Origin of the sequence: Nocardiopsis dassonvillei subsp. dassonvillei DSM 43111 (genome assembly GCF_000092985.1) — a bacterium.
Taxonomy (GTDB): Bacteria; Actinomycetota; Actinomycetes; order Streptosporangiales; family Streptosporangiaceae; genus Nocardiopsis; species Nocardiopsis dassonvillei.
Map to the genome: position 1 here is coordinate 4,247,613 of NC_014210.1, position 22,167 is coordinate 4,269,779.

Sequence of the window (22,167 nt, forward strand, 5' to 3'; positions counted from 1 at the left end):
CCCGTGAAGGGCGGACGGCGGCGTCCGCTCCGGGAAGGACGGCGATGGAACGCGTACAGGCACCGGGAAGCGGCACGGGACCGGCGGGCGGTGGGGCCTCCGGGGCCTCCGGGGCCTCCGGCCGCTCCCCCGCGGTGACGGTCCTGGTCGCGCTGGCCGCGGCGGGGCTCGCGGTGTTCTCCCTGCTGCGGGTCCTGGGCCTGGAACGGGGCTGGCCCCTGGTGCCCGCGCTGGCCTTCACGCCCTACGCGCTGGCCGCCGCGCCGCTGGCGGCGGTGGTGGCCGGGCTGCTGCGGCGCTGGGGGTCCATGGCGGTCCTGACCGCGGTGACGTTGGCGCTGGCCGCCGTGGTCGTGCCCCGCGCTGTGCCGTTCGGCGTGACCTCGGCGGGCGGTCCGGTCGTGCGGATCATGACCCTGAACACGCTCGGCGGCGGCGCCGACGCGGCGCGGGTGGTGTCGCTGGTGCGCGACCGGGAGGTGGACGTGCTCACCCTCCAGGAGGTCACCCCCGACCTGGTGCGCGAGCTGTCCGCCGCCGGGCTGGACGACCTGCTGCCGCACGCCGTCGACCGCTCCGACCCCCGGGGCGTGCACGGGAGCACCGTCCACTCGGCCCTCCCGCTCACCGACACCGGCGGCGGGGAGGCGGGCCACGACACGTTCGCGATGCCGACCGCCGTCGTGCGGCTGCCCGAGGACGGCGACGGGGACGGGGAGGACGACGTGCTGGAGGTGACGTCGGTGCACGTCCCGCCTCCGCTGTCCCCCGCCTACACCGCCTCCTGGCGCGGGGAGCTGGAGGGCTTGGCCGAGGTGGGCGACCCGGACACGATGCGGGTCCTGGCCGGGGACTTCAACGCCACGCTCGACCACGCGGCGCTGCGCGAGGTCCTGGAGGCGGGGTACCTGAGCTCGGCCGCGGTCCTGGGTGAGGGGTTGGAGCCCACGTGGCCGGTGGGGCGAGCGGTGCCGGGCCTGGCCATCGACCACGTGCTGGTGCACCCCCGGATGGGCGTCGACGGCCTGGAGGTCGTGGAGGTGACCGGCACTGACCACAGGGCGGTGCTGGTCGAGGTGTCCCTGCCCTCGCCCCGGTAGGCGTTCCCGCGTCCCGCGTTCCGGCGTTCCGGCGAGGACGGCACGGGAACATCTGACCCGTCCTCGCCCTCACACCGGTGGCACCGTCTACCGTCACTCCATGAGCGAGTTGACCGAACCGATCACGGGAACGCCCCTCCAGGTGGTCCTGCCCGACGAGTCCGTGCGGATGTCACCGAGAACCCTCGTCGAACTGGGGGTTCGCGCCGAGGAGCTGGGCGTGGACGCGGTGTGGCTGCCCGACCACCTGCTGCCGCCCGCGCCGTACGGCCGCACCTTCGGCGGCGTGTACGAGCCGCTGGTGGCCCTGGCCCACCTGGCGGCCCTGACCCGGCGGATCCGACTGGGCACGTCGGTGCTGGTGGCGCCGATGCGCGACCCGTTCGTGCTGGCGAAGCAGGTGGCGACCCTGGACGCCCTGTCCGGGGGGCGCTTCGTCCTGGGTGTGGGGACCGGCTGGTCGCGCGAGGAGTTCGAGGCCGTGGGGTCGGACTTCGCCACGCGCGGCGCCCGGACCGACGAGACGCTGCGGCTGCTGCGGCACCTGTTCGAGGGCGAGGGGCCGTTCGAGGGGCGCTTCCACTCCTACGAACGCGGGGTGTTCGCGCCCCGTCCGGCGCGGCGCGTACCCGTGATGGTGGGCGGCACGTCCGACCGGGCGCTGCGGCGGGCCGCCGAGTGGGCCGACGTGTGGCAGGGCGTGGGACTGGACACGGCGGGGTTCGTGGAGGCCCGGAACCGGCTGCGGGAGCTGACCCCGCGGCCGGTGCGCGCGGGAACGCGGATCGCCTGGTCCGGTGGCGAGGAGGAGTTCGAACGCGCCGTCGGGCTGTTCCGGGAGCTGACGGCCGCCGGAGCGGACGCGGTGGCGGTGTGGTTCGGCGACGCGGAGGGCTTCGGCGAGAGGATGGAGCGGTTCGCGGCGGCACTGCGCTGACAGGGGGCACCGGGCCGGGCCGGGCGTCGGCACCGCGCCGACCGGCGGTGCCGGGCCGGTGCGGCGTTCCTACTCCTGCCCGCCGAAGAGCCCGCGGCCTCCGTACTTCTTGTGGATGGCCTGCTTGGACACGCCGAGCACCCCGGCGATCTCGGCCCAGGTGGAGCCGCGGTTGCGGGCGCGGCGGACGAGGACGGCCTCGACCCGCTCCATCTCCCTGCGCAGCTGGACGGTGGCGTCCAGACCCACCAGCGGGTCGTCGGCTCCGGTGGTGCGGGCGAGGGCGGTCAGCTGTTCGGCGTCCATGGGTCAACTGTAATTGACATGCCCGTGGTGGCGCACCCGTCTCCGGGCGCGTCCTCGTCGGACAGGCGGAGGACGGCCGGCTGCCGTGCCGGATCCGGCCGGTCCCCGCTCCCGACGCTCCGGCAGGGGTACCGCCGCCGACGCCCGGGCGGTCGCGGATGGCACCCTGGAGTGCCTGGCGGGAACCGGACGAGGGAGTGACGTGGGCGGCTACGACGAGGCGACCGTGCTGTTCGACCTGGACGGCGTGCTGGTGGACTCCACGGCGAGCATCCGCGCGGGGCTGACCGCGTGGGCCGTGGAACGCGGCCTGGACGTCGGCGCGGTGCTCGAACACCACCACGGGCGGACCGACGTGGACCTGGCCCGCCTCTTCGCCCCGCACCTGGACCCGCTGGCCGAGGCGCCGCGGATCGAGGACCACGAGGCCGCCGCCGGGGGCGGCGTCCGGGGCGTGCCCGGCGCACGCGAACTCCTGAGCGAACTCGACGCGCACGGACGCCCCTGGGCGATCGTCACGTCCGGGAGCGACCGGATCGCGCGTTCGCGGATCGCGGCGGCGGGGCTGCCCCTCCCCCGCGTGCTGGTGACCGCCGACCAGGTGGCCCGGGGCAAGCCCCACCCGGCCCCGTACCTGCTGGGAGCCGAGCGCATGGGGGTCGCCCCCGGGCGGTGCGTGGTGGTGGAGGACTCCGTGAGCGGCGTCCGCTCCGGCCTGGACGCGGGCATGCCCGTGGTGGCCGTGGCCTCCACGACCGACCCCGGGGACCTCGCGCACGCGACCACCGTGGTGGCGGACCTCGAAGCCGTGGCCGCGCTGCTGTTCCCCTAAGCCCCCCGCCCCGGACCGACCCCGCCCGCGCCGCGGGCGAGCGCTCCGGAGGGCCGGACCCTCGCTCCCCCGGAACCGCTCGGGGCGGGCCCCGGCGACCGCGTCCGGCGGCGCCGGAACACCTGACGACGAACGGAGCACCCTTGAACGAGGGCATCACCATCAACCGGGCCCGCGCCGAGGACGTGGCGGCGATCGTCGCCATGCTCGCCGACGACGAACTGGGCGCCCGACGCGAGGATCCCGGGAACCCGGCCCCCTACCTGGCGGCCTTCGAGGTGATCGACGCCGACCCGCACCAGTTCCTGGCGGTGGCCCGCCGCGGGGACCGGGTGGTGGGAACCCTCCAGCTGACCTTCCTGCCGGGCCTGTCCCACCGGGGCGCCACCCGCGCCCAGGTGGAGGCGGTGCGGGTGCACTCGGACGTGCGCGGCGGCGGTCTGGGCACCGACCTGCTGGCCTGGGCCGAGGAGGAGGCCCGCCGCCGGGGAGCCGCCATGCTCCAGCTGACCTCGGACGCCTCGCGGGAGGACGCCCACCGCTTCTACGAGCGGTTGGGGTACACCGCCTCCCACGTCGGCTTCAAGAAGCGGCTCGGCTGACCGTTACGGAAGCCTGGCCGCATCCACATGAGACGGACAGCACGGGTCTTGGCCGGCACGGGTCGCTGATCGCATCGGGGGCACCAGCGGTTTCTCTCCCCTCGTCCGTCCGGGGGCGTGGCCGTACCTCACCCACCAGCGGAGTTCCACACTCCTGCGCTCGATAAGGCGCGATATTCGCTGTGAGGTTGGACCATGTCCGATAGCGGGCTTCCGCTTCCCTTTCCCCGCCAGTTCCGCTGCGAGCACACCCAGTCCAAGCATCGGGTGCTCGCCCTCGTCTCAGACGACAACGGCACCGCATACCTCCAGGCGGTTCTGAGTCGAGCAGACGGGAAACTTGCCCGCCGCGCCGCTCATGCCCTGAACGCCGCCCTCGGCAAAGGTCCTGGAAGTTCCGTGCACAGCACGTGTGAGGACGTCGCCGCCGAACTCCCCCGCGCCCCCGCCGCTTCGTTGCGCCAAACCGTGTTGGCCTCGGGGACGCCCCTACGATGTGTCGCCCGAAACCGTGACCTGGAGCAGCCGGACTCCCTTGCGCGGGCACCGGCGTGCGGCTACGGCGTCCGGCGGGCCAGGTGGAGCCGCGTGACGTAGGGGACGCGCACGTTCCCGTCGGGGAAGTGCGCGGCGACGAGCTCGGTGAGGGCGGCCCGGGTGCGCTCCTCGCCGATGTCGCGGACCACGGCGGCCATCCTGCTGGAGGACAGCGCGCTCCCGACGAAGCCCGCGGTGTCGAGTTCGCGCGTCCAGGCGGTGGTGAACTCGGTGGCGTTGGAAAGGCCGTCTTGGGCTTCCATCTCGGCGACGGTGTCGTAGGCGCGGTAGTCGCGCCGGTAGTCGTCGCCGTACTCCTCCATCAGGCTCTCGTGGGCGTCGACGAACGCACTGGCCGTCCAGTCGCGGTCGTTGTTGAGGACCGCGACGGTGCCGCCGGGCAGGAGCAGGCGCGCGGCCTCGGCGTAGAAGGCGGGCCGGTCGAACCAGTGGACGGCCTGTGCGGCCAGCACGAGGGAGGCCGACGCGTCGGGGAAGGGGACCTCCTCGGCACGGCCGTCCACGTACTCGACCCCGTCGGGTTCCTCGGCGGCGGCGGCCCGCATGGAACGCCCCGGCTCGACGCCGACCACACGAGGATCCGGACCGAAGACGCGGCGCAGGGCGCGGGTGGAGATGCCCGTCCCCGCGCCGACGTCGAGCAGGAGCCAGGGCTCGGGCCAGGAACTCCGCTCACCGGCGAGGACGTGGGCGCGCAACCGGTCGAGCAGGGCACGGGGGTATCCCGGCCGGAAACGGCGATAGCCCTCGCTGAGCTGGTCGAACGCCTGGGTGCTGTCGGTCATCGCGTCCCCCTTCTGCCGTGCCCTGGCCCCGGGTCTCGGGAAGACCTACCCAACCACGTGGCTCGGGACCGCGTCAGGCCTCCTGCGGCACGCGTTCGGCCCGGGCGGCCCGGTACGCGGACGGGCTCGCGCCCGTGTGGTTCTTGAACGCGGAACTGAACGCGAACGCGCTCCCGTAGCCCACCCGTGCGGCCACGGCCTCCAGGCCCAGCCCCGGGCTGGCGGTGAGCAGGTCGCAGGCCACCGTCAGCCGCCAGGTGCGCAGGTAGGTCATCGGAGGGGTGCCCACGGCCCGCTGGAAGCGCGCGGCCAGGGTGGCGCGGGAGACCGCGCACTCCCCCGCCAGGGACTCCAGCGTCCAGGGGTCGGCGACGCGCTCGTGGACCAGCTCCAGCGCCCGCGCGACGACGGGGTCGCTGCGGGCGGTGAGCCAGTTGGGCGCGCTGTCGGGGTTGTCCTCCAGCCAGGCGCGCACCGCCATCACCAGCAGGCAGTCCAGGAGCCGGTCGTTGAGGCTGGTCTGGGCGACGTGGCCGGTGGTGATCTCGCGTGCGAGCAGTTCCACCAGCGCGGGGTCGACCCGGCCCTCGGGGAGCACCGCCAGCGACGGCAGCGCGGCCAGGGCGAGGCGGCCGACCTCGCTGTCGTCCAGGTAGGCGCCCACGACCATGGTGTCGGTGCCGTCGGGGTCGTTCCCCCAGGTGCCGACGCCGTGGCTCATGGACACGTGGACCTCCGCGCCGTCGCGGGCCACGCACCGCGCACCCGGCAGAGCGGTGACGGTGGGCTCCCGGCCCGGGCTGTCGGCGATCACGTAGGGCTCCGGGCCGCGCACGAGCACCAGGTCGCCGGGACCGGCCTCGGCCTCCTCTCCGTTCGCCGCCACCCAGGCGCGCCCGGAGGTGACCACGACCAGGGTGAGCGCGGCCTCGTCGCGGATGTCGATGCCCCAGGGCGGGCTCATGACGGTGCGCAGGGTGAAGGCGCCGCGCGCGCGTGGTCCGTCCAGGAGGTGCACGAGGGGGTCCATGGCCTCACCCTAGTGACGCGGACGGGGGCTCGGGGCTCTGCCGCCGAACGCGCGGGCTCCTCCGAGGGGGCCGCGTCCGAGGACAGCGGGGACCGCGCCGGATCCAGACGAACGCTTATGCACACCAGCGTTCTGGCTATGTTCCGTCCGGCCCCCGGCTGGTGGAGTGGGGGACATGACCACACAACACGTCCTCGTCACCGGCGGCACCGGCATGACCGGCCGCCGTGTCACCCGCCTGCTGCGCGAGCACGGCGCCGACGTCCGGGTCGGCTCCCGCTCCGGTCGGCCCCGCTTCGACTGGCACGAACCCGCCACCTGGGACGCCGTCCTGGAGGGGGTCGCCTCCGTCTACCTGTGCTACCACCCCGACCTGGCCTTTCCCGGGGCCGACGAGGCCGTCGCCGCGTTCGCCTCCCGTGCCGCCCGGAGCGGCGTCCGGCGCGCGGTGCTGCTGTCGGGCCGGGGCGAGGAGGGGGCCGAGCGCGCGGAGCACGCCGTGCGCGGCGTGTTCCCCGACCTGACCGTGCTGCGCTGCTCGGTCTTCGCGCAGGACTTCTCCGAGAGCTTCCTGCTCGGGCCGGTCCTGGAGGGCACCGTGGCCCTGCCGGTGCCGGACGTGCCCGAGCCGTTCGTGGACCTCGACGACGTCGCGGAGATCGCGGCCCGGGCGCTGACGGAGGACGGGCACGCCGGTGAGCTGTACGAGCTGACCGGGCCCCGGGCACTGACGTTCACCGAGGCCACCCGTCTGATCGGCGGGGCCGCCGGGTACCCCGTCGCCTGCCGCCGGGTCCCGCCGGAGGAGTTCGTCGCCGGGGCGGTCGCCGCGGGGCTGCCCGGGGAGGTGGCCCGGGGGCTGACCGAGCTGTTCGGCGAGATCCTGGACGGCCGCAACGCCGAGCCCGCCGACGGGGTCGAGAAGGCGCTGGGCCGCCCGGCCTCGGACTTCGTCGAGTACGTCCGCCGGGCCGGGGCCGCCGGGGCCTGGAGCCGCCCGGTGTGAGGGCCCCTGTACGAGGGCGCCCGGCACAGAGGGGAGCAGCGCACAGGGGTCCGGCACGAGGGCGCTGGGCGCGGGGGCGTCGGCGCGGGGGCGTCGGCGCGGGGCGCCCTTCCAGGGCTTGTCCGCGTTGTGAGCCCGCTACCGGATCTGTTGCCCTCCGTTACCGCCAGCCGAATCGGAGACCGGCGTCAACGCAGGTCAGGGCATCCTCCGGTCACAGGCGGGCCGACCATCCCCGCCACGCCCCTCACAGGGAGCCACCGGTCCTCGCGAGCACCCGGACACACGAGCACCCTCAGTGAACAGAAATGCGGTGCCGTACCACCGAAAGTGATCAAATGTCAGGTAAACCTTAAGTTTCCCCCTCGTGGGTTGGCCGTTACGCGCCTCTGGCGTGAAGGTTCCTGTGACCCGCTACACAGGACCTGGAGGAGAAGGCCATGCCGAGTCCCGGACGCGCCGCCGCCCCCGGGCAGAGTGCCGACAAGGCACCGCCCAGGCGCAGGAAGCCCATCTACCGTCACCTGTACTTCTGGGTGCTCGTCGGTATCGCGCTCGGCATCGCCGTCGGTCTGCTCTTCCCGGCCTGGGCCGCGGACATGCGCTGGCTGGCCGACCTGTTCATCAAGCTCGTCAAGGTCGTCATCGCCCCGACCATCTTCTGTACCGTCGTCGTGGGCATCGCCGGTCTGGGCAACCTGGCCAAGGCGGGCGGGCTGGCCCTGCGCACCCTGGTGTACTTCACCGCGCTGACCGTGCTCGCCCTGGCCATCGGCCTGGTCACCGTCAACGTCATGCGTCCGGGCGTGGGCCTGAACGTGTCCTTCGACGAGGCCGACGCCGCGGACACCATCGCCGAGGCCGAGGCGGGCGGAACCGGTTTCTCCGGCTTCATCCTCCACATGATCCCCGACTCGTTCTTCTCCGCGTTCGTGGAGGGCGAGCTGATCCAGGTCCTGGTCCTGGCCATCCTGGTCGCCTGCGCCCTGACCATGCTCGGCAGGCGCGGCGAGCCCGCCGTCCGCGCCCTGGACACGATGTCGCACATCATGTTCGGCGTCATCAAGATCGTCATGTACGCGGCGCCCGTCGGCGCCTTCGGCGGCATGGCCTTCACCATCGGCGAGTACGGCGGCCAGGTGCTCAGCAGCCTCGCCTACTTCATGCTCAGCTTCTACGTCACCTGTGTCCTGTTCATCGTCGTCGTCCTGGGGCTCGTCAGCCGCCTGGCCGGGTTCAGCCTGTTCCGCCTGGTGCGCCTGATCCGCGACGAGCTCCTCATCGTGCTGGGCACCTCCTCCAGCGAGTCGGTGCTGCCGCGCATGATGACCAAGCTGGAGGCCGCGGGCGCCAAGAAGTCCGTGGTGGGCCTGACCATCCCGACCGGGTACTCCTTCAACCTGGACGGCACCGCGATCTACATGACCATGGGCGCCATCTTCATCGCCCAGGCCACCGGTTCGGACATCTCCGTCTGGACCCAGGTCGGACTGCTGCTGTTCATGCTGCTCTCCAGCAAGGGCGCGGCGGGCGTCAGCGGTGCCGGTCTGGTGACCCTGGCCGCCTCGCTGGCCGCGTTCGGCGACGTGATCCCGCTGGCGGGCATCGCGCTCATCGTCGGCATCGACCGCTTCATGTCCGAGGGCCGCGCCCTGACCAACCTCATCGGCAACGCGGTGGGCACCCTGGTCATCGCCCGCTGGACCGGCGGCCTGGACCGCGAGCGCCTCACCCACACGCTGAGGAACCCGGACAGCATCGACATGGACGCCCTCATGAGCTACGACAAGCCCGCCGAGGGTTCCGGTGGGGCCGCGGAGGCCTCCGGCACGGCCGGGGGCGACGGCTCGGAGGCCGAGGAGGCCAGGACGGCCGACTCCGACACGGCCGCCGGGGAGTCGCGGACCGCCGACGCCTCCGGTGGGGGAGGCGGGGAGCGGCACGCCCCCGTGGGCGCACCGCGCGGCTGAGCCCGCGCCGCGATACCCGGGCGCGGTCAGCGGCTCGCCGCGGTCGGCGGACGGTCCACCCAGCCGACCGCGGCTCCGGACCGCGGGCCGGACACTCCCAGCCCGTCCCCCGGCCCGTGCCCGGTGTCCGTACGCCTCCCGTCCCTCGTGCGGGCACCGGTTCCCACCGCCCCGGGCGGACCGCCGGGTCCGCCCGGGGCGGTCCGCGTCCGGGGCCGGTCACTCCTTCGCCGGTCCGCGCCGCAGGTAGCGCACCCAGTTCGCCGCGACACCGCCGACCAGGGCCGGGCACGCCGCGAGGACGAGCGAGGACAGGATCCACTCGCGGGAGCCGTCGGGGCCGTAGACGCGGTTGGCGGCCCCGGCGTCCACGGCCGGGATCCGCGCTCCCTCCTCGCAGGTGTCGCGCCCGGCCGCGTGCAGGTAGACCCCGCGCGGCTCTCCTCCCCCCGCACCGGTGAAGGTGCCGTTGCAGGTGCACGACTCGTGCCCCGGGTGCTGGACGCAGGTGATGCTCGTCGCGGTGAACACGCCCGGTACCCCCTCGCCGCGCGCCGCGCGCAGTCCCTGCTCCAGCCCGGCGAACCCCACGTAGGCCACCAGGGCGGCGAGGACCACCAGCACGGCGGAGAACCCTGGTGACGGGCGCCCGGCCCCGCGGGCCGTACCCGGACCGACCCCGGCACCGGCGCACGCGGGACCCTCGGCGCCGCCCCGGGTTCCGGTGTCCCCCATCGCGCTCACACCCTCCTGCGCTCGTGGTCACGGGCCCCTCCGGACCCCTCGTCCGCGAGGTCGGAGCCCGTGCCGCGCGGCACCCTGAGGGCCAGCATCGCGGCGACGGCGCACAGGGCGGCGCCCGTCAGCCACACCGGCCCGTAGCTTCCGCCCACGTCGCGGACGAAGCCGCCGAAGACCGCCATGGACCCCGCGCCGACCTGGTGGACGGCGTTGACCCACCCGAAGACGATGGCCCCGTCTGCGCCGAAGAGCCGGCGGCACAGCAGGATGGTCGGGGGCACCGTCGCGACGTCGAGCAGGCCGAACACCACGACGAAGGCCGCCATCGCCGCTCCGGCGTCCGGCCCCAGCAGCGCGGGCAGCGCGGCCAGGAGCACGCCCCGACCCGCGTAGTAGGCGACCAGGAGCAGGCGCGGGTCCACCCGGTCGGTGAGCCATCCGGACAGGACCGTCCCCACCAGGGAGAAGACGCCGATCGCCGACACCAGCGCCGCCGCGACCGTAACGGCCATCCCCTGGTCCTGGGCGGCGGGTACGAAATGGGTCCACATGATGCCGTTGGTGGTCGCGCCGCACATCGCGAACGCTCCGCCCAGGAGCCAGAACCGGCGACTGCGCACCGAGGAGGACAGGACCCGCACGGTCCGGCGCGCCGCGCCCCGGTCCGCTCGGGGCCTGTCCACGAAGACCGGGGAACCGTAGGGGCGCTGTCCCAGGTCGGCCGGGTGGTTCCGCAGCACCAGGGCGACGAGGACGATCATGACGCCCGCCGTCAGCACCAGGGTCACGATGGCCGGACGCCATCCGCGGTGGTCCACGATCCAAGCCAGCGCGGGGAGGAACACCAGCTGGCCGAAGGCGCTGGCCCCGGTCAGGGCGCCGATGACCAGCCCACGGCGTCGGACGAACCAGTTGTCGGCCACCGTGGCGGCGAACGTCATCGCCAGTGACCCCGTGCCCGCGCCGACGAGCAGCCCCCAGTAGAGGGTCAGCTGCCAGGCGGTGGTCATGACGAGGGTCAGTCCGGCCCCCGCCACGACGGCGCCCAGGGCCGCCAGGGCGACCCCGCGGACACCGAACCGGTCCATCAGCGCCGCGGCGAAGGGGGCGATCAGGCCGTAGACGAGCATGTTGACCGAGGCCGCCGCACCGATCGCCCCGCGGGACCACCCGTACTCGGCGTGCAGGGGATCGGTCAGGACTCCGGGCATCGCGGCGAAGGCCGCCGCGGCGACGATGGTCAGGCACGCGACGAGGGCGACCAGCCACGCGCGGTGGAACGGGGTGCGTGCGGGCTCTTGCGCGGAAGCGGTGTTCTCGGCCATGGCCTCAGGCTCCTGCGCGGGCACCTCCCCCGACAGTGTCCTGAAAGCCAACATGCGCAAGAATCAGGCCATGAGGATTTTCTCGCGGCCCGGCCGCCACCACGTGGCCGTCCTCGTCCGGCACGGCCTGCTGCCCATCGAGGCGGGCATCGTCCACCGCCTGTTCGGCCAGGCCCGGAGCGCCGACGGGGAGCTGCTCTACGAAGTCGTCACCTGCGCGCTGGAACCGGGGGAGATCAGCACCGACACCGACTTCACGATCAACGTGGCCCACGGACCGGAGGCCCTCGACGAGGCGGACACGGTGATCCTGCCCGCCGCCGACGAGGACTACGGCGAACGCCCGCACGCCCCCCTCGCGCCGGCTCTGGCCGCGGCCGTCGCGCGCATCCCGCCGAACGCGCGCGTGGCCTCGATCTGCACCGGCGCGTTCGTGCTCGCCGCGGCCGGGCTCCTGGACGGGTGCCGCGTGACCACCCACTGGAAGTCCGCGGGCTACTTCCGCGCCATGTACCCCGGCATCGACCTGGACCCGGACGTGCTGTACACCGACAACGGGCGTGTGCTGACAGCTGCCGGGGTCGCCTCGGGCATCGACCTGGGCCTGCACATGATCCGGCTCGACCACGGCGCCGCCGTGGCCAACGAGGTGGCGCGCAGCACCGTCGTCCCGCCCCACCGCGACGGCGGCCAGGCCCAGTACATCCGCCGTCCCGTGCCCGCGCCGGAGCGTGCCGCGACGGGTCGGGCGCGCGCCTGGGCCCTGGAACACCTGCACCTCCAGCCGGGCCTGCGGGAGATGGCCCTCCAGGAGGCCGTGAGCGTGCGTACCCTCACCCGCCGTTTCCGCGACGAGGTGGGGCTCTCGCCCGGCCAGTGGGTCGCCCGGCAGCGCCTGGACCGGGCCCGGCAGCTGCTGGAGGAGTCGGACCTGCCGGTGGACAGGGTCGCGCACGAGGCGGGTTTCGGCACGGCGGCGTCGCTGCGCCAGCACATGCACGCCGAACTGGGCGTGTCCCCCAGCGCCTACCGGCGCACCTTCCGGGGCGCACCGGACCCGGCCTGAACCCGTCCGGGGCCCGGAACCCCTGAACGGGGACGCGGGCGGCGGGCCTCCACAGCGGGGAGGCGCCGCCGCGAGGATCGCCGGTACGGCACGCGGAACCGGGCGCGGGCCTCCCCGGGGCTCGCGGAAGTCCGTGGCGGCCTCCGCCGGGCGCGGGCCTCCTCTGGAGACGGCTCCGCCGGTGCCGTCGGTACGGCGTACGGTCCGGAACGGTTCCCACCGGTGCCGGGGGGCGCGGGACGGAGCCCGCGAGAGCGGGATGCGGGGGCGCGGGACGGACCGTGCAAGAGCGGGACGCGGGCACGGAACCCCCGTGGCTGCGCGGTCCGCGGCGTGAGGCGGCTCCGAACGGGTAACGGGGAACCGTGGGTCCTCGCCCACGCCCGCCCCTCACCCCCGGAAGGCCCCCGTGAAGCTCTACGCCGAGTACCCCGTGCGCGCGTTCCTCCAGTTCGCCTCCGACCTGCTCGCCGCCGCCTGGGTGTACGCGTGGGTCAGCGCGGCGCTGGCGCTGCGCGAGACCCTCATGGCCCTCAGCCGCCCCGGCGAACTCATGGTGAGCACGGGCGAGGGCTTCAGCGAGCACATGAACTCCGCCGCCGAGCAGGCCCGCCAGGTGCCCCTGGCCGGGGAGGCCCTGGCCACCCCGTTCACCAGCATGAGCGAGACCGGCGAGTCCCTCACCGCCGCCGGGACCTCCTTCCAGGAGACGGTGGCCTCGCTCGCGCTGACCCTGCCGCTGCTGACCGCCGTGCTCCCGCTGCTGCTGCTCGCCGCCACCTGGCTGCCCCTGCGCGCTCGGTGGGTGCGCCACGCCAGCGCCGCCAGGCGGTTGCGCGGGCTCGCGCCCGAGGCCCGGTCCCGGCTGCTGGCCCTGCGCGCCCTGACCTCGGCGTCCCCGTCCCGGTTGGCCGGTACGCACGAGGACCCGGCGGGCGCCTGGCGCTCCGGTGACCGAGGAACCGTGGAGGCGCTGGCCGCCCTGGAGCTGCGCCGTCTGGGCCTGCGCCGGATCTGAAGCCCATAGCACCCCGCACCCCGCACCCCGCACCCCGCACCCCGCACCCCGCACCCCGCACCCCGCACCCCGCATCGACGAGGGTCGTCCCGGTCGCGCGGCGGCGGGCCCGCACCGGGCCTGACCGGGTGGCGGGGCCGGACGCGCGGCCCGGAGATGGCCCCATCCGGCCACGCCGGACCGTGCGAACGTCGTCGCCGCTTCCTAGGCTGGAGGGCCACACACCCGACCCCCCGGAGCATGCATGCACCTGTCAGCGCTGTCGGACTTCGACGCCGTCCCCCGGGACACCGAAGACGCCGTGTCCGTCCTGGTCGACATCACCGCCCCCGAACGCGAGGAGGAGACCGAACGCCCGCCCGCGACCCTCCAGGTCGTGCTGGACCGCAGCGGGTCCATGGGCGGAGGACGCCTGGACGGCGCGGTGCGCGCGCTGCTCTCCCTGGTGGAGCGGCTCGCGCCCTCCGACAACTTCGGACTCGTGTCCTTCAACGACCAGGCCCGGGTCGAGGTGCCCTGCGGGCCGTTGGAGGACAAGGCGCGGGTGCGCCGCCTGATCTCCGGGCTGCACGCGTCGGGCGGCACCGACCTGTCCAGCGGACTGCTGCGCGGCGTGCAGGAGGCCCGCCGCGCCGGAGCCGACAGGGGCGGCACCCTGCTGCTGATCTCCGACGGCCACGCCAACCAGGGCGTCACCGACCACGACCTGCTCCGACAGGTGGCGGCCGACGCCTACGCCCACGGGGTCACCACCACGTCCCTGGGGTACGGCCTGGGCTACGACGAGGAGCTGCTGGGCGCGGTGGCCGACGGCGGCGCGGGCAGCGCCCTGTTCGCCGAGGACCCCGACACCGCGGGCGGCCTCATCGCCCGGGAGGCCGAGTACCTGCTGGCCAAGACGGCCCAGGCCGTGTCCCTGCGGGTTCCGTCCGGCCCGCTCCTGCGCTCCGTCTCCGTGGTGGGCGAGATGCCCTCCCACCGGCTCGCGGACGGATCGGTGGTGGTCGAACTGGGCGACTTCCACTCCGGGGAGCGGCGCCGCCTGCTGCTGCGCCTGGAGGTCCGCGGGCTGTCCGCGCCGGGCGCCGTCGCCGCGCTGGAGGTCGCCTACGCCGACCCGGCCACGCTGGACACCCGCACCGTGTCCCTTTCCGTCGAACTCGACGTGGTCGCGCGGGACGCGGCCGACGAGCGGGTGCCCCGGCCCGAGGTGCGCGCGGAGGAGGTCCTGCAGCGGGCGCAGACCGCCAAGAGGAGGGCCAGCGAGGCCATGCGGCGGGGCGACCGCTTCGGCGCCGCGGGTCTGCTGGAGGAGGCGCGGACGGACCTGGCCGGCCACATGCCGGCGGCGCCCGCCGGGGCGGGTGCGGCGGCTCCGCCGCCGGAGGTGCTCGCGCAGATGGAGGAACTGCGGCGAATGGCGGGGATGTCCCGGACCGGCGACGCCTCCCGGGTCTCCAAGTCGCTGTACGCGAGCCAGGCGGGTTACTCGCGCAAGAGCGGCCGTCAGCGTCCGGGGGCCGCGCAGGACGGCGGGGAGCGGGCCGGAGGGGACGGGGACCGGGCGGAGGAGGACCGGACCGGCGGCAACGGGAGCCGGGACGGTGCCGCCGGTCCCGGTCAGGGCTCCGGCCCCGAGGTCAGGGGCGGCCCCGGCCGGGGCTCCGGTCGCGGTCGCCGCGGTCGCCTCATCCGGGGCCAGCAGACCGACGGCGGACGACCCACCCCCGACGAAGTCGCTCCTCCCCCGCGGGAGTCCTGAGGCGGCCCCGCCCGGCTTCCGGACGCGGCCGGGGAAGCAGCCAGGGACGGCACACCAGGAAGATCAACGCGATCTCCACCGGCGCACCGGCGTAGTACATGAGCTGGGCTCCGGCATGGGCCTGTTCGGCGGGCACCCCCGGAGGCGGCACCGCGTAGAGGGACTTGGCCAGGACGTTGTGCGCGGCGACGGCCGCGACCAGGGCGGCGGCCCGCCACGGCGGAGGGAGCCGGTGCGGCGCGGGGTCGGGTCCGCCCAGCACCGCGAAGGTGAACAGGCATCCGGCGGCCAGCACGTGGGCGTGTACCAGGGCGTGCAGGAGCGGGTCGGTGTGCGTCGCGGCGTACAGGCCGGTGCGGTACAGCGCCCACAGGCCTCCGACGCTGAGCAGGCCCGCGACGACCGGATGGGTCGCGAACGCGGCGGGCGCCGACCGCAGAACCCGGGAGAGGGTGCGCGCGGCGTCCAGCGGCAGGGTCCGCAGGGCCAGAGTGGCCGGTGCCGCCAGGACCAGCAGGAGCGGGCCCAGCATGCCCAGCAGGACGTGCCCCGCCATGTGGGCGGCGAAGTCGTGGTGGGCCCGCTCGGCCAGGGGGCCGACCAGGGCCGCCCCCACGGCCGCGCATCCCGCCGCCCAGGCCAGGACGCGGATCCAGGGCCAGGCCCCGCCCCGGCGGCTCGGCAGGAGCGCCGCGACCGCGTAGACCGCCAGGGCCGCGCACACCAGTGCCAGGACGGCCCACGCGCCGGGAGCGAGGAGGCCGGGGACCGCGGTGGCGGGTTCGTGCCCGCGGTGGTCCACGGGTCAGGCCCGCCCGGGATCGGCACCCGACGCCCCGCGTGTCCGCCTCCGGGACAGGGTCCACAGCGCGACGCCCGCGACCAGCAGTGTCCCGGCGAGGATGTTCCAGGTCAGGTCGTAGGGCACCAGGTTCACGCCGTAGCGGATCTGGTGCAGGCCCATGAGTTTGTGCTGGACCAGCCCGTCGTAGAGCTGGAAGGACCCCGCCCCGGTCAGCCAGCCCGCCGTGAAGGCCAGCCCCCGGAAGCGGCGTTCCCGGCGCAGGGAGGCCACCATGAGCAGGGAGGCCACCGTGGCGAACCAGCTGAAGGCGTGGAACAGCCCGTCCGACACCAGGCCGACGCCGGTGGTCGAGAGGTCGTAGAAGTGGTGCCAGTGCAGCAGCTGGTGGAAGACCACCTCGTCCACGAACGCCACCGTGCCCAGCCCGAGCAGGACGCCCGCGGCCATGTTGCGGCCGTGCGCCGTCGGCGGTCGCGCCCCCGCGTGCGCGGATGCCGTCATGGACGCCTCCCTGGGTGTCTTGGCCTCTTCCGGGGGTTCCCGAGGACCGGTGCGCCGCCGTCGAGAAGGCGGCGTCACCGACCGTGCGGGCTCGCCGTGCCCCCGACCGGCCGGACGTAGTACCCCGCGCCCGGGACGGGACGACCCGCGAGGAAGCGGTCCGCCACGCGGACGCCCCGGGGAGGCCCTGCCTCCTCCGGGGCTTCCGGGTGCTGTCACTCGGGGTTCGGCCCGCGGCGCGGTCAGCGCTCGGCGTCGGCCAGCGCGGTGCGCACCGCGCCCGGGAGCTTCTGCTCCAGGAAGCGGGCCATGTCCTCCTCCTGGTGGAGGATGGCGGTCAGCTTGAGGGCGATCTGCTCCTCGCCGAGCGCGCGGGCGCCCTCGATCAGCGCCCGGTAGGAGGCGATCTCGAAGTGCTCGGCGGCGTAGTCGGAGAGGGCGTTCTTGACCATGGTGTCGCCCGCGGGCTTGTTGGCCATGCCCTGCACGGAACCCATCATTCCGGCCAGGGCGCTCTTGACCTTGGACACGCTGCCGCCCAGGGACTCGATACATCCCTTGACCGTCTCGGCCTGCTGACGGGTCTCCTCGATGTGCCGCGTGATACGGGCGTGGACCTCGGGGTCCTTCTCCGCGTCCTTGGCGTGCCTCTCCAGCGTCTCCTCGAGGGACTTCTCCATCGAGTAGGCGTCGTTGAGCCAGGCGATGAGCTGCTCGCGGCTGTTCACACCGTTCCCCTTCGTTCGTCGTGTCGCTCGACCCTGGGCCCGCGACTACCCCTGGGGTCCGGCGACAAACGTCAGGGCACCTGGTAGGAGGAGTCGCGCACGTCGGTGATCGCCATGTGGCCCGGGGCGTGGCCGATGGCGAACTCCGGGGCGGAGGCCGTCACGGCCGCCTGCGGGGTGACCCCGCACGCCCAGAAGACCGGGATCTCACCGGGGCGCACCTCGACCGCGTCACCGTAGTCGGGCCGGTCCAGGTCCTCGATGCCCAGCGCGGCGGGGTCGCCCACGTGCACCGGGGCGCCGTGGACCGCCGGGTAGCGCGAGGTGATGCGCACCGCGTCGGCCACCCGGTCGGCGGGGATGGGCCGCATGGACACCACCAGCGGACCGCTGAACCGGCCCGCGGGGCGGCACGGCCGGTTGGTGGCGTACATGGCCACGTTGGTGCCCGCCTCGATGTGGCGCACCGGCACACCGGCCTCCAGCAGGGGCGTCTCGAAGGTGAAGCTGCACCCGATGAGGAAGGCCACCAGGTCGTCGCGCCACAGGTCGGTGACCTCGGTGCGCTCCTCGACCAGCTTCCCGTCGCGGTAGACCCGGTAGGCGGGCAGGTCCGTGCGCAGGTCGCCGTCGAAGACGGAGGCGTCCACCCGTCCCGGCTCGGTGACGTCCAGGACCGGGCAGGACCTGGGGTTGCGCTGGGCGAACAGCAGGAAGTCGAAGGCCGCCTCGCGGGGCAGCGCGATGAGGTTGGCCTGCGCGTAACCCGCGCTGTAGCCGGAGGTGGGGACCCGCAGGCCGTCACGGAACAGCGCGCGGGCCTGGGACGGGGAGAGGTCGGCCGGAGAGGTCATTCGGTTCTGCCTTTCGTTCCGGGTGGGACGGACGGGCGGTGTTCCCGCGGCTGCCGGACCGCCCGGGAACGCCGTTGTCCCCGGGCGGCGTTCCCGCACCGCACGCGGTGTTCCCGCGCCGCGCGGAACGCTGTGCGCCGTGCGGGGGCTCCCGCGCGGCGCCGCGGCCCGTTCCCCGGTACGGAACCGGGTCCGCGGTCGTGTCGGGGCCCCGCCGTTCCGGCGGGGCCCGGCCGGTCAGAGGGTGAAGCGCAGGCGGGTGCCGGGGCGTGCCTGGGCCGCCCTGGGCAGGTCCGCCGAACACACGACGGCCACCACCGGGTAGCCGCCGGTCACGGGGTGGTCGGCCAGGAACAGCACGGGCTCCCCGCCCGGCGGGATCTGGAGCGACCCCGCGACCATGCCCTCGCTGGGCAGCTCGCCGGAGCGGGCGCGTTCCAGAACGGGGCCGGACAGGCGGGCGCCGACCCTGTCGCTGCGCGGGGTGACCTCGTAGGCGGACGACAGCAGCGTGCGGACGGCCTCCTCGGTGAACCAGTCCTCGCGCGGGCCCAGGACCACCCGCAGGACCTCCTCGGGTCCGCCGACGGGCGGCACGGGGGCGTGGTCCGCGTTCGGGAAGTCCGCGGGCGCGGGGCCGACCGGCAGCAGCGCCCCGGGCACGGGCAGGTCGGGGCCCAGCCCGGCCAGGACGTCGGTGCTGCGCGAACCCAGGACCGGCGGGACGTCAACCCCGCCGCGTACGCCCAGGTAGGAGCGGAGTCCGCGGTCGGGCACGCCCATGGTCAGCTCCGCGCCGTCGGGCAGGTGCAGCACCGTGTTGGCGGCGGCGCCCCGCCCGTCCACCCGCAGCGGGGTTTCGGCCCCGGTGACGGCGACGGTCACCGGCCCGCGGGCCCGCACGCGCAGCCCGCCCAGGGTGGCCTCCAGGGCGGCGGCCCCCGCGGGGTTGGCGAGCAGGCGGTTGGCCAGGGCGTAGGAGTGGGCGTCGGCCGCGCCGGAGCGGCCCACGCCCAGGTCGGCGTGGCCGAAGCGGCCCGCGTCCTGGACCGTGGTCATGGGTCCGGTGGCCACGACCTCCAGGGCCGAACGCCCCCTGGCGGCGGCCGGGGTGCGCGCCGCGGCCCCCTCGCCCGGTTCCGACGCCGCTCCCCGACCCGCCACCGCGTTCCTTCCCCGTTCCCGTCCCTGGTCGCGTTCCCGCCCCTGTTCGAGGCCGGGTCCCGTCCGGGTGGGCCCGACACGCGTACTCATGAGGCCTCCGCGTCGGTGAAGCGCACGCGCACCCCCGGCCGCAGCAGGCCGGGCGGGTTGCGGTCCAGGTCCCAGATCGGGGCCTCGGTGCGGCCCAGCAGCTGCCATCCGCCGGGCGAGCTGCGCGGGTACACCCCCGCGAACTCCCCCGCCAGGGCCACCGAACCGGCGGGCACGCGGGTGCGCGCCTCACCGCGCCGGGGCACGTGCAGGCGCGGGTCGTCGCCGACCATGTAGCCGAACCCGGGGGCGAAGCCGCAGAACGCGACCGTCCAGGTGGCGTTCGTGTGCGCCTCGACCACCCCGCACCTGGTCAGGCCGGTCAGCTCGGCGACGTCGTCGAGGTCCTCGCCGTCGTAGAACACCGGGATGGTGACGGTGTCCCCGGAGTCCGGTCCGGTCCCGGGGGCCAGCGGCAGCCCGGTGACCGCGGCGGCGACCCCGTCGGGGTCGGTGCCGGGTTCGATCCGCAGCAGCAGCGTGCGGGCGGCCGGAACCACGTCGGTGACCCCGGGAATCGGCCGCGCCCGGAGCGCGGCGCGCAGCGCGATCACCTCGGCGAGGTCGGCGACCTCCACGAGCACACCGCTGTCCGCGCACGTCAGGACACGCACGGCGCCTCCTCGGCGGGGGTCGGGAGCCCCCTCCTCCCGGCAGGGGTCACGCGGCCTCCCCGGTGAACGGCGCGAGGGTGACGCCCTCGGCGCGCAGCCGGTCGGCCACGGCCCGGGCGATGTCCACCGCGCCGGGGCTGTCGCCGTGCACGCACAGGGAGTCGGCCTCGATGACGATCCGGGTGCCGTCCACGGCCTCGACCGGCTCGCCGTGGGCGATGCGCAGGCAGCGCTCGGCGATGGCGGCCGGGTCGTGCAGGACGGCGCCGGGCTCGCGGCGCGAGACCAGCGTGCCCTCCGGGGTGTAGGCGCGGTCGGCGAAGGCCTCGCGGTGCGTGGGCAGTCCGGCCTCCTCGGCCAGGCGCAGGAACTGCGATCCGGGCAGGCCCAGCACGGGCATGGCGGGGTCGAACTCGCGCACCGCGGCGACCACCGCGGCGGCCTGCTTCTCGTGGTGCACGATCGTGTTGTAGAGGGCACCGTGCGGTTTGACGTAGCGGATCCGGTCCCCGGCCAGGCGGGTGAACGCCGACAGCGCCCCCATCTGGTAGACCACCTCGTCGGTCAGCTCGGCGGGCGGCACGTCGAGGAAGCGGCGGCCGAACCCGGCGAGGTCGCGGTAGCCCACGTGCGCGCCGACGGCCACTCCCCCGGCGGCGGCGTCGAGCGTGGTGCGCCGCAGCACGGACGGGTCACCGGCGTGGAAGCCGCAGGCGACGTTGGCGCTGGTCACGATGGACAGCAGTGCCTTGTCGTCGCCGAGTTCCCAGCGGCCGAAGCTCTCGCCGAGGTCGGAGTTGAGGTCGATGCGCAACGTCGGTGCTCCTCGTTCTTTCGTGTTGCCCCTTGCGGGGTTCCCCTACCCCGCCCGGGTGGCGGTCCGGGCGGGGTAGGGGTGGGGGAGGGTGGAAGGGCGCGCCCGGCGGGTTACTGCCAGAGGTCGGCGATGCCGCCCAGGGAGCCGATGGCCATGTACACGGTGAGCGCCCAGGCGGCGACGCCGATGACGATCAGCCAGCGCGGGTAGCGGTACCCGCCCAGCAGGTCGCCGGAGCGGCGGGCCGCGACCCACAGCAGGATGCCGAGGCCCACCGGCAGGATCACGCCGTTGAGGGCTCCGGCCAGGATCAGCAGCGTGTTCGGAGCCTGCCCGGACAGCAGCAGGATCGCCAGCGAGACACCGATGAAGACGGTGACCAGGAGGCCCCGGCGCTTCTCCAACCACGGGTGGAAGGTCGTGACGAAGGAGATCGAGGTGTAGGAGGCGCCGATGACGGAGCTGACCGCCGCGGCCCACAGGATGACGCCGAACAGGCGCACACCGGCCTCGCCCGCGGCCTGGCGGAAGGCCTCGGCGGAGGGGTTGGCGGACGCCAGGATGTCGGCGCCGCCCGCGACGACGCCGAGGATGGCCAGGAACAGCACCACGCGCATGACGCCGGTGACGATGATGCCGGTCACGGAGGTCTGCGTGATGGCACGGACGTTCTCGCGCCCGCCCTGACCCGCCTCGACGAGTCGGTGCACGCCCGCGTAGGTGATGTAGCCGCCGACGGTGCCGCCGATGATGGTGACGGTGGCCAGGAAGACGTCCGCGCCGAACCGCTCGGGCAGGACGGCCTGGCGCAGGGCCTCGCCGACCGGGGGCTGGGACACGAAGGCCACGTAGACGGTCAGCGCGATCATGGCCACGCCCAGCACGACCAGGATCCGGTCCAGGGCCACGCCCAGCCTCTTGACGGCCAGGATGACCACGGCCAGCACCGCGGACAGGACGGCGCCGAGCCGGGTGTCGAACCCGACCATGGCGTTCAGGCCCAGGCCGGTGCCCGCGAGGTTGCCGACGTTGAAGATCAGGCCGCCGAAGACGATGAGCGCGGCCAGCAGGTAGCCCGCGCCGGGGACGACCTTGTTGGCCAGGTCCTGGGCGCGGGTGTTGGCGACGCCGATGACGCGCCAGATGTTCAGCTGGACCGCGATGTCGACCAGGATCGAGATGAGGATGGCGACCGCGAAGGTCGCGCCCAGCTCGGCGGTGAACGTGGTGGTCTGGGTGATGAAGCCGGGGCCGATGGCGCTGGTGGCCATGAGGAACATCGCACCGAGCAGGCTGCTGCTGATCGCGATCCGCCCGACACGGGGGCGCACCTTCGTGGGTGCGGGGGGTGTGTCACCCATGGGTCACTCCAAGGGGTCCGATGTGGGTCGGTGACGCGATAACCGACCGCGCCATCGTTGGATTGTTGAACGATACTTCAATCCAACGAGACGGGTAAAGAGCCGGTATGCAAAAAACCCAGGTCACCTGGGTTGCAGAAGTATCTCTTCGCCCCACCCTGCCCAGGGGCGTCATCGGAGGAACCCCCGGAATGC

22 protein-coding genes are annotated in these 22,167 nt (G+C 74.4%); 9 read left to right on the forward strand and 13 right to left on the reverse strand.

What is annotated here, in order from left to right; translation table 11 throughout:
* Window positions 1–44 precede the first annotated feature (44 nt).
* Together NDAS_RS17520 and NDAS_RS17525 are read left to right on the forward strand one after the other, a co-directional pair.
* The gene (locus tag NDAS_RS17520) at window positions 45–1,100 is read left to right on the forward strand and encodes an endonuclease/exonuclease/phosphatase family protein (protein WP_013154545.1); all 1,056 of its coding nucleotides are present in this window, start codon (window positions 45–47) and stop codon (window positions 1,098–1,100) included.
* A gap of 100 nt (window positions 1,101–1,200) precedes the next feature.
* Window positions 1,201–2,037 (forward strand): TIGR03619 family F420-dependent LLM class oxidoreductase, encoded by an 837-nt coding sequence (locus NDAS_RS17525; protein WP_013154546.1) that lies wholly within the window; start codon window positions 1,201–1,203, stop codon window positions 2,035–2,037.
* 69 nt (window positions 2,038–2,106) lie between these two features.
* Here the strand turns inward: NDAS_RS17525 and NDAS_RS17530 are convergent, their stop codons facing one another.
* Complete coding sequence (locus tag NDAS_RS17530; protein WP_013154547.1) at window positions 2,107–2,343, reverse strand: hypothetical protein; 237 nt, start codon at window positions 2,341–2,343, stop codon at window positions 2,107–2,109.
* A gap of 202 nt (window positions 2,344–2,545) precedes the next feature.
* On the opposite strand from NDAS_RS17530, the gene NDAS_RS17535 reads away from it, so the two are divergent.
* Window positions 2,546–3,175 (forward strand): HAD-IA family hydrolase, encoded by a 630-nt coding sequence (locus NDAS_RS17535; RefSeq protein WP_013154548.1) that lies wholly within the window; start codon window positions 2,546–2,548, stop codon window positions 3,173–3,175.
* 143 nt (window positions 3,176–3,318) lie between these two features.
* Window positions 3,319–3,777 (forward strand): GNAT family N-acetyltransferase, encoded by a 459-nt coding sequence (locus NDAS_RS17540; protein WP_013154549.1) that lies wholly within the window; start codon window positions 3,319–3,321, stop codon window positions 3,775–3,777.
* Between the two features lie 557 nt (window positions 3,778–4,334).
* Here the strand turns inward: NDAS_RS17540 and NDAS_RS17545 are convergent.
* Both NDAS_RS17545 and NDAS_RS17550 read right to left on the reverse strand, forming a co-directional pair.
* Window positions 4,335–5,120 (reverse strand): class I SAM-dependent methyltransferase, encoded by a 786-nt coding sequence (locus tag NDAS_RS17545; protein WP_013154551.1) that lies wholly within the window; start codon window positions 5,118–5,120, stop codon window positions 4,335–4,337.
* A gap of 73 nt (window positions 5,121–5,193) precedes the next feature.
* On the reverse strand, window positions 5,194–6,150 hold the full coding sequence (locus tag NDAS_RS17550; protein ID WP_013154552.1) for an AraC family transcriptional regulator: 957 nt from the start codon (window positions 6,148–6,150) through the stop codon (window positions 5,194–5,196).
* A gap of 175 nt (window positions 6,151–6,325) precedes the next feature.
* Here NDAS_RS17550 and NDAS_RS17555 point away from each other — a divergent pair, with 175 nt between their 5' ends.
* Complete coding sequence (locus tag NDAS_RS17555; protein WP_013154553.1) at window positions 6,326–7,156, forward strand: NAD-dependent epimerase/dehydratase family protein; 831 nt, start codon at window positions 6,326–6,328, stop codon at window positions 7,154–7,156.
* Between the two features lie 440 nt (window positions 7,157–7,596).
* Window positions 7,597–9,126, forward strand: a complete 1,530-nt coding sequence (dctA, locus tag NDAS_RS17560; RefSeq protein WP_013154554.1) for a C4-dicarboxylate transporter DctA — start codon at window positions 7,597–7,599, stop codon at window positions 9,124–9,126.
* Between the two features lie 219 nt (window positions 9,127–9,345).
* Here dctA and NDAS_RS17565 read toward each other — a convergent pair whose 3' ends face one another.
* Both NDAS_RS17565 and NDAS_RS17570 read right to left on the reverse strand, forming a co-directional pair.
* Window positions 9,346–9,861, reverse strand: coding sequence for a hypothetical protein (locus NDAS_RS17565; protein WP_013154555.1), 516 nt, complete (start codon window positions 9,859–9,861; stop codon window positions 9,346–9,348).
* Window positions 9,862–9,866: 5 nt separating this feature from the next.
* Window positions 9,867–11,192, reverse strand: a complete 1,326-nt coding sequence (locus NDAS_RS17570) for an MFS transporter (protein ID WP_013154556.1) — start codon at window positions 11,190–11,192, stop codon at window positions 9,867–9,869.
* A gap of 70 nt (window positions 11,193–11,262) precedes the next feature.
* Between NDAS_RS17570 and NDAS_RS17575 the strand changes: the two genes are divergently transcribed.
* From NDAS_RS17575 to NDAS_RS17585, 3 genes are all read left to right on the forward strand, one after another.
* On the forward strand, window positions 11,263–12,258 hold the full coding sequence (locus NDAS_RS17575; RefSeq protein WP_041552839.1) for a GlxA family transcriptional regulator: 996 nt from the start codon (window positions 11,263–11,265) through the stop codon (window positions 12,256–12,258).
* 409 nt (window positions 12,259–12,667) lie between these two features.
* Window positions 12,668–13,276: a hypothetical protein gene (locus NDAS_RS17580; protein ID WP_013154558.1), complete on the forward strand. Its 609-nt coding sequence runs from the start codon at window positions 12,668–12,670 to the stop codon at window positions 13,274–13,276.
* Window positions 13,277–13,520: 244 nt separating this feature from the next.
* Window positions 13,521–15,038 carry a vWA domain-containing protein gene (locus NDAS_RS17585; RefSeq protein ID WP_013154559.1) on the forward strand — a complete coding sequence of 506 codons (1,518 nt, stop codon included), beginning with the start codon at window positions 13,521–13,523 and terminating at the stop codon, window positions 15,036–15,038.
* On the opposite strand, the gene NDAS_RS17590 is transcribed toward NDAS_RS17585, so the two are convergent.
* The 8 genes from NDAS_RS17590 to NDAS_RS17625 all read right to left on the reverse strand — a co-directional run bounded on the left by NDAS_RS17590 (window position 14,965) and on the right by NDAS_RS17625 (window position 21,972).
* On the reverse strand, window positions 14,965–15,840 hold the full coding sequence (locus NDAS_RS17590; RefSeq protein WP_013154560.1) for a cytochrome c oxidase assembly protein: 876 nt from the start codon (window positions 15,838–15,840) through the stop codon (window positions 14,965–14,967). The two genes, NDAS_RS17585 and NDAS_RS17590, sit on opposite strands and share 74 nt — an antisense overlap.
* Window positions 15,841–15,843: 3 nt before the next feature.
* Window positions 15,844–16,344 (reverse strand): DUF2243 domain-containing protein, encoded by a 501-nt coding sequence (locus NDAS_RS17595; RefSeq protein WP_013154561.1) that lies wholly within the window; start codon window positions 16,342–16,344, stop codon window positions 15,844–15,846.
* Window positions 16,345–16,586: 242 nt separating this feature from the next.
* A complete protein-coding gene (locus NDAS_RS17600) occupies window positions 16,587–17,072 on the reverse strand; it encodes a YciE/YciF ferroxidase family protein (protein WP_013154562.1) in 486 nt (161 codons plus the stop codon).
* Between the two features lie 71 nt (window positions 17,073–17,143).
* Window positions 17,144–17,926, reverse strand: a complete 783-nt coding sequence (locus tag NDAS_RS17605) for a putative hydro-lyase (protein WP_013154563.1) — start codon at window positions 17,924–17,926, stop codon at window positions 17,144–17,146.
* Between the two features lie 237 nt (window positions 17,927–18,163).
* The gene (locus NDAS_RS17610) at window positions 18,164–19,090 is read right to left on the reverse strand and encodes a 5-oxoprolinase subunit C family protein (RefSeq protein WP_013154564.1); all 927 of its coding nucleotides are present in this window, start codon (window positions 19,088–19,090) and stop codon (window positions 18,164–18,166) included.
* Window positions 19,091–19,176: 86 nt separating this feature from the next.
* Window positions 19,177–19,794 carry a 5-oxoprolinase subunit B family protein gene (locus NDAS_RS17615; protein WP_013154565.1) on the reverse strand — a complete coding sequence of 206 codons (618 nt, stop codon included), beginning with the start codon at window positions 19,792–19,794 and terminating at the stop codon, window positions 19,177–19,179.
* 46 nt (window positions 19,795–19,840) lie between these two features.
* Entirely contained in the window at window positions 19,841–20,608 is a 768-nt protein-coding gene (locus tag NDAS_RS17620) for a LamB/YcsF family protein (protein ID WP_013154566.1), read from the reverse strand.
* 113 nt (window positions 20,609–20,721) lie between these two features.
* A complete protein-coding gene (locus NDAS_RS17625; protein ID WP_013154567.1) occupies window positions 20,722–21,972 on the reverse strand; it encodes an NRAMP family divalent metal transporter in 1,251 nt (416 codons plus the stop codon).
* Between the last annotated feature and the right edge of the window lie 195 nt (window positions 21,973–22,167).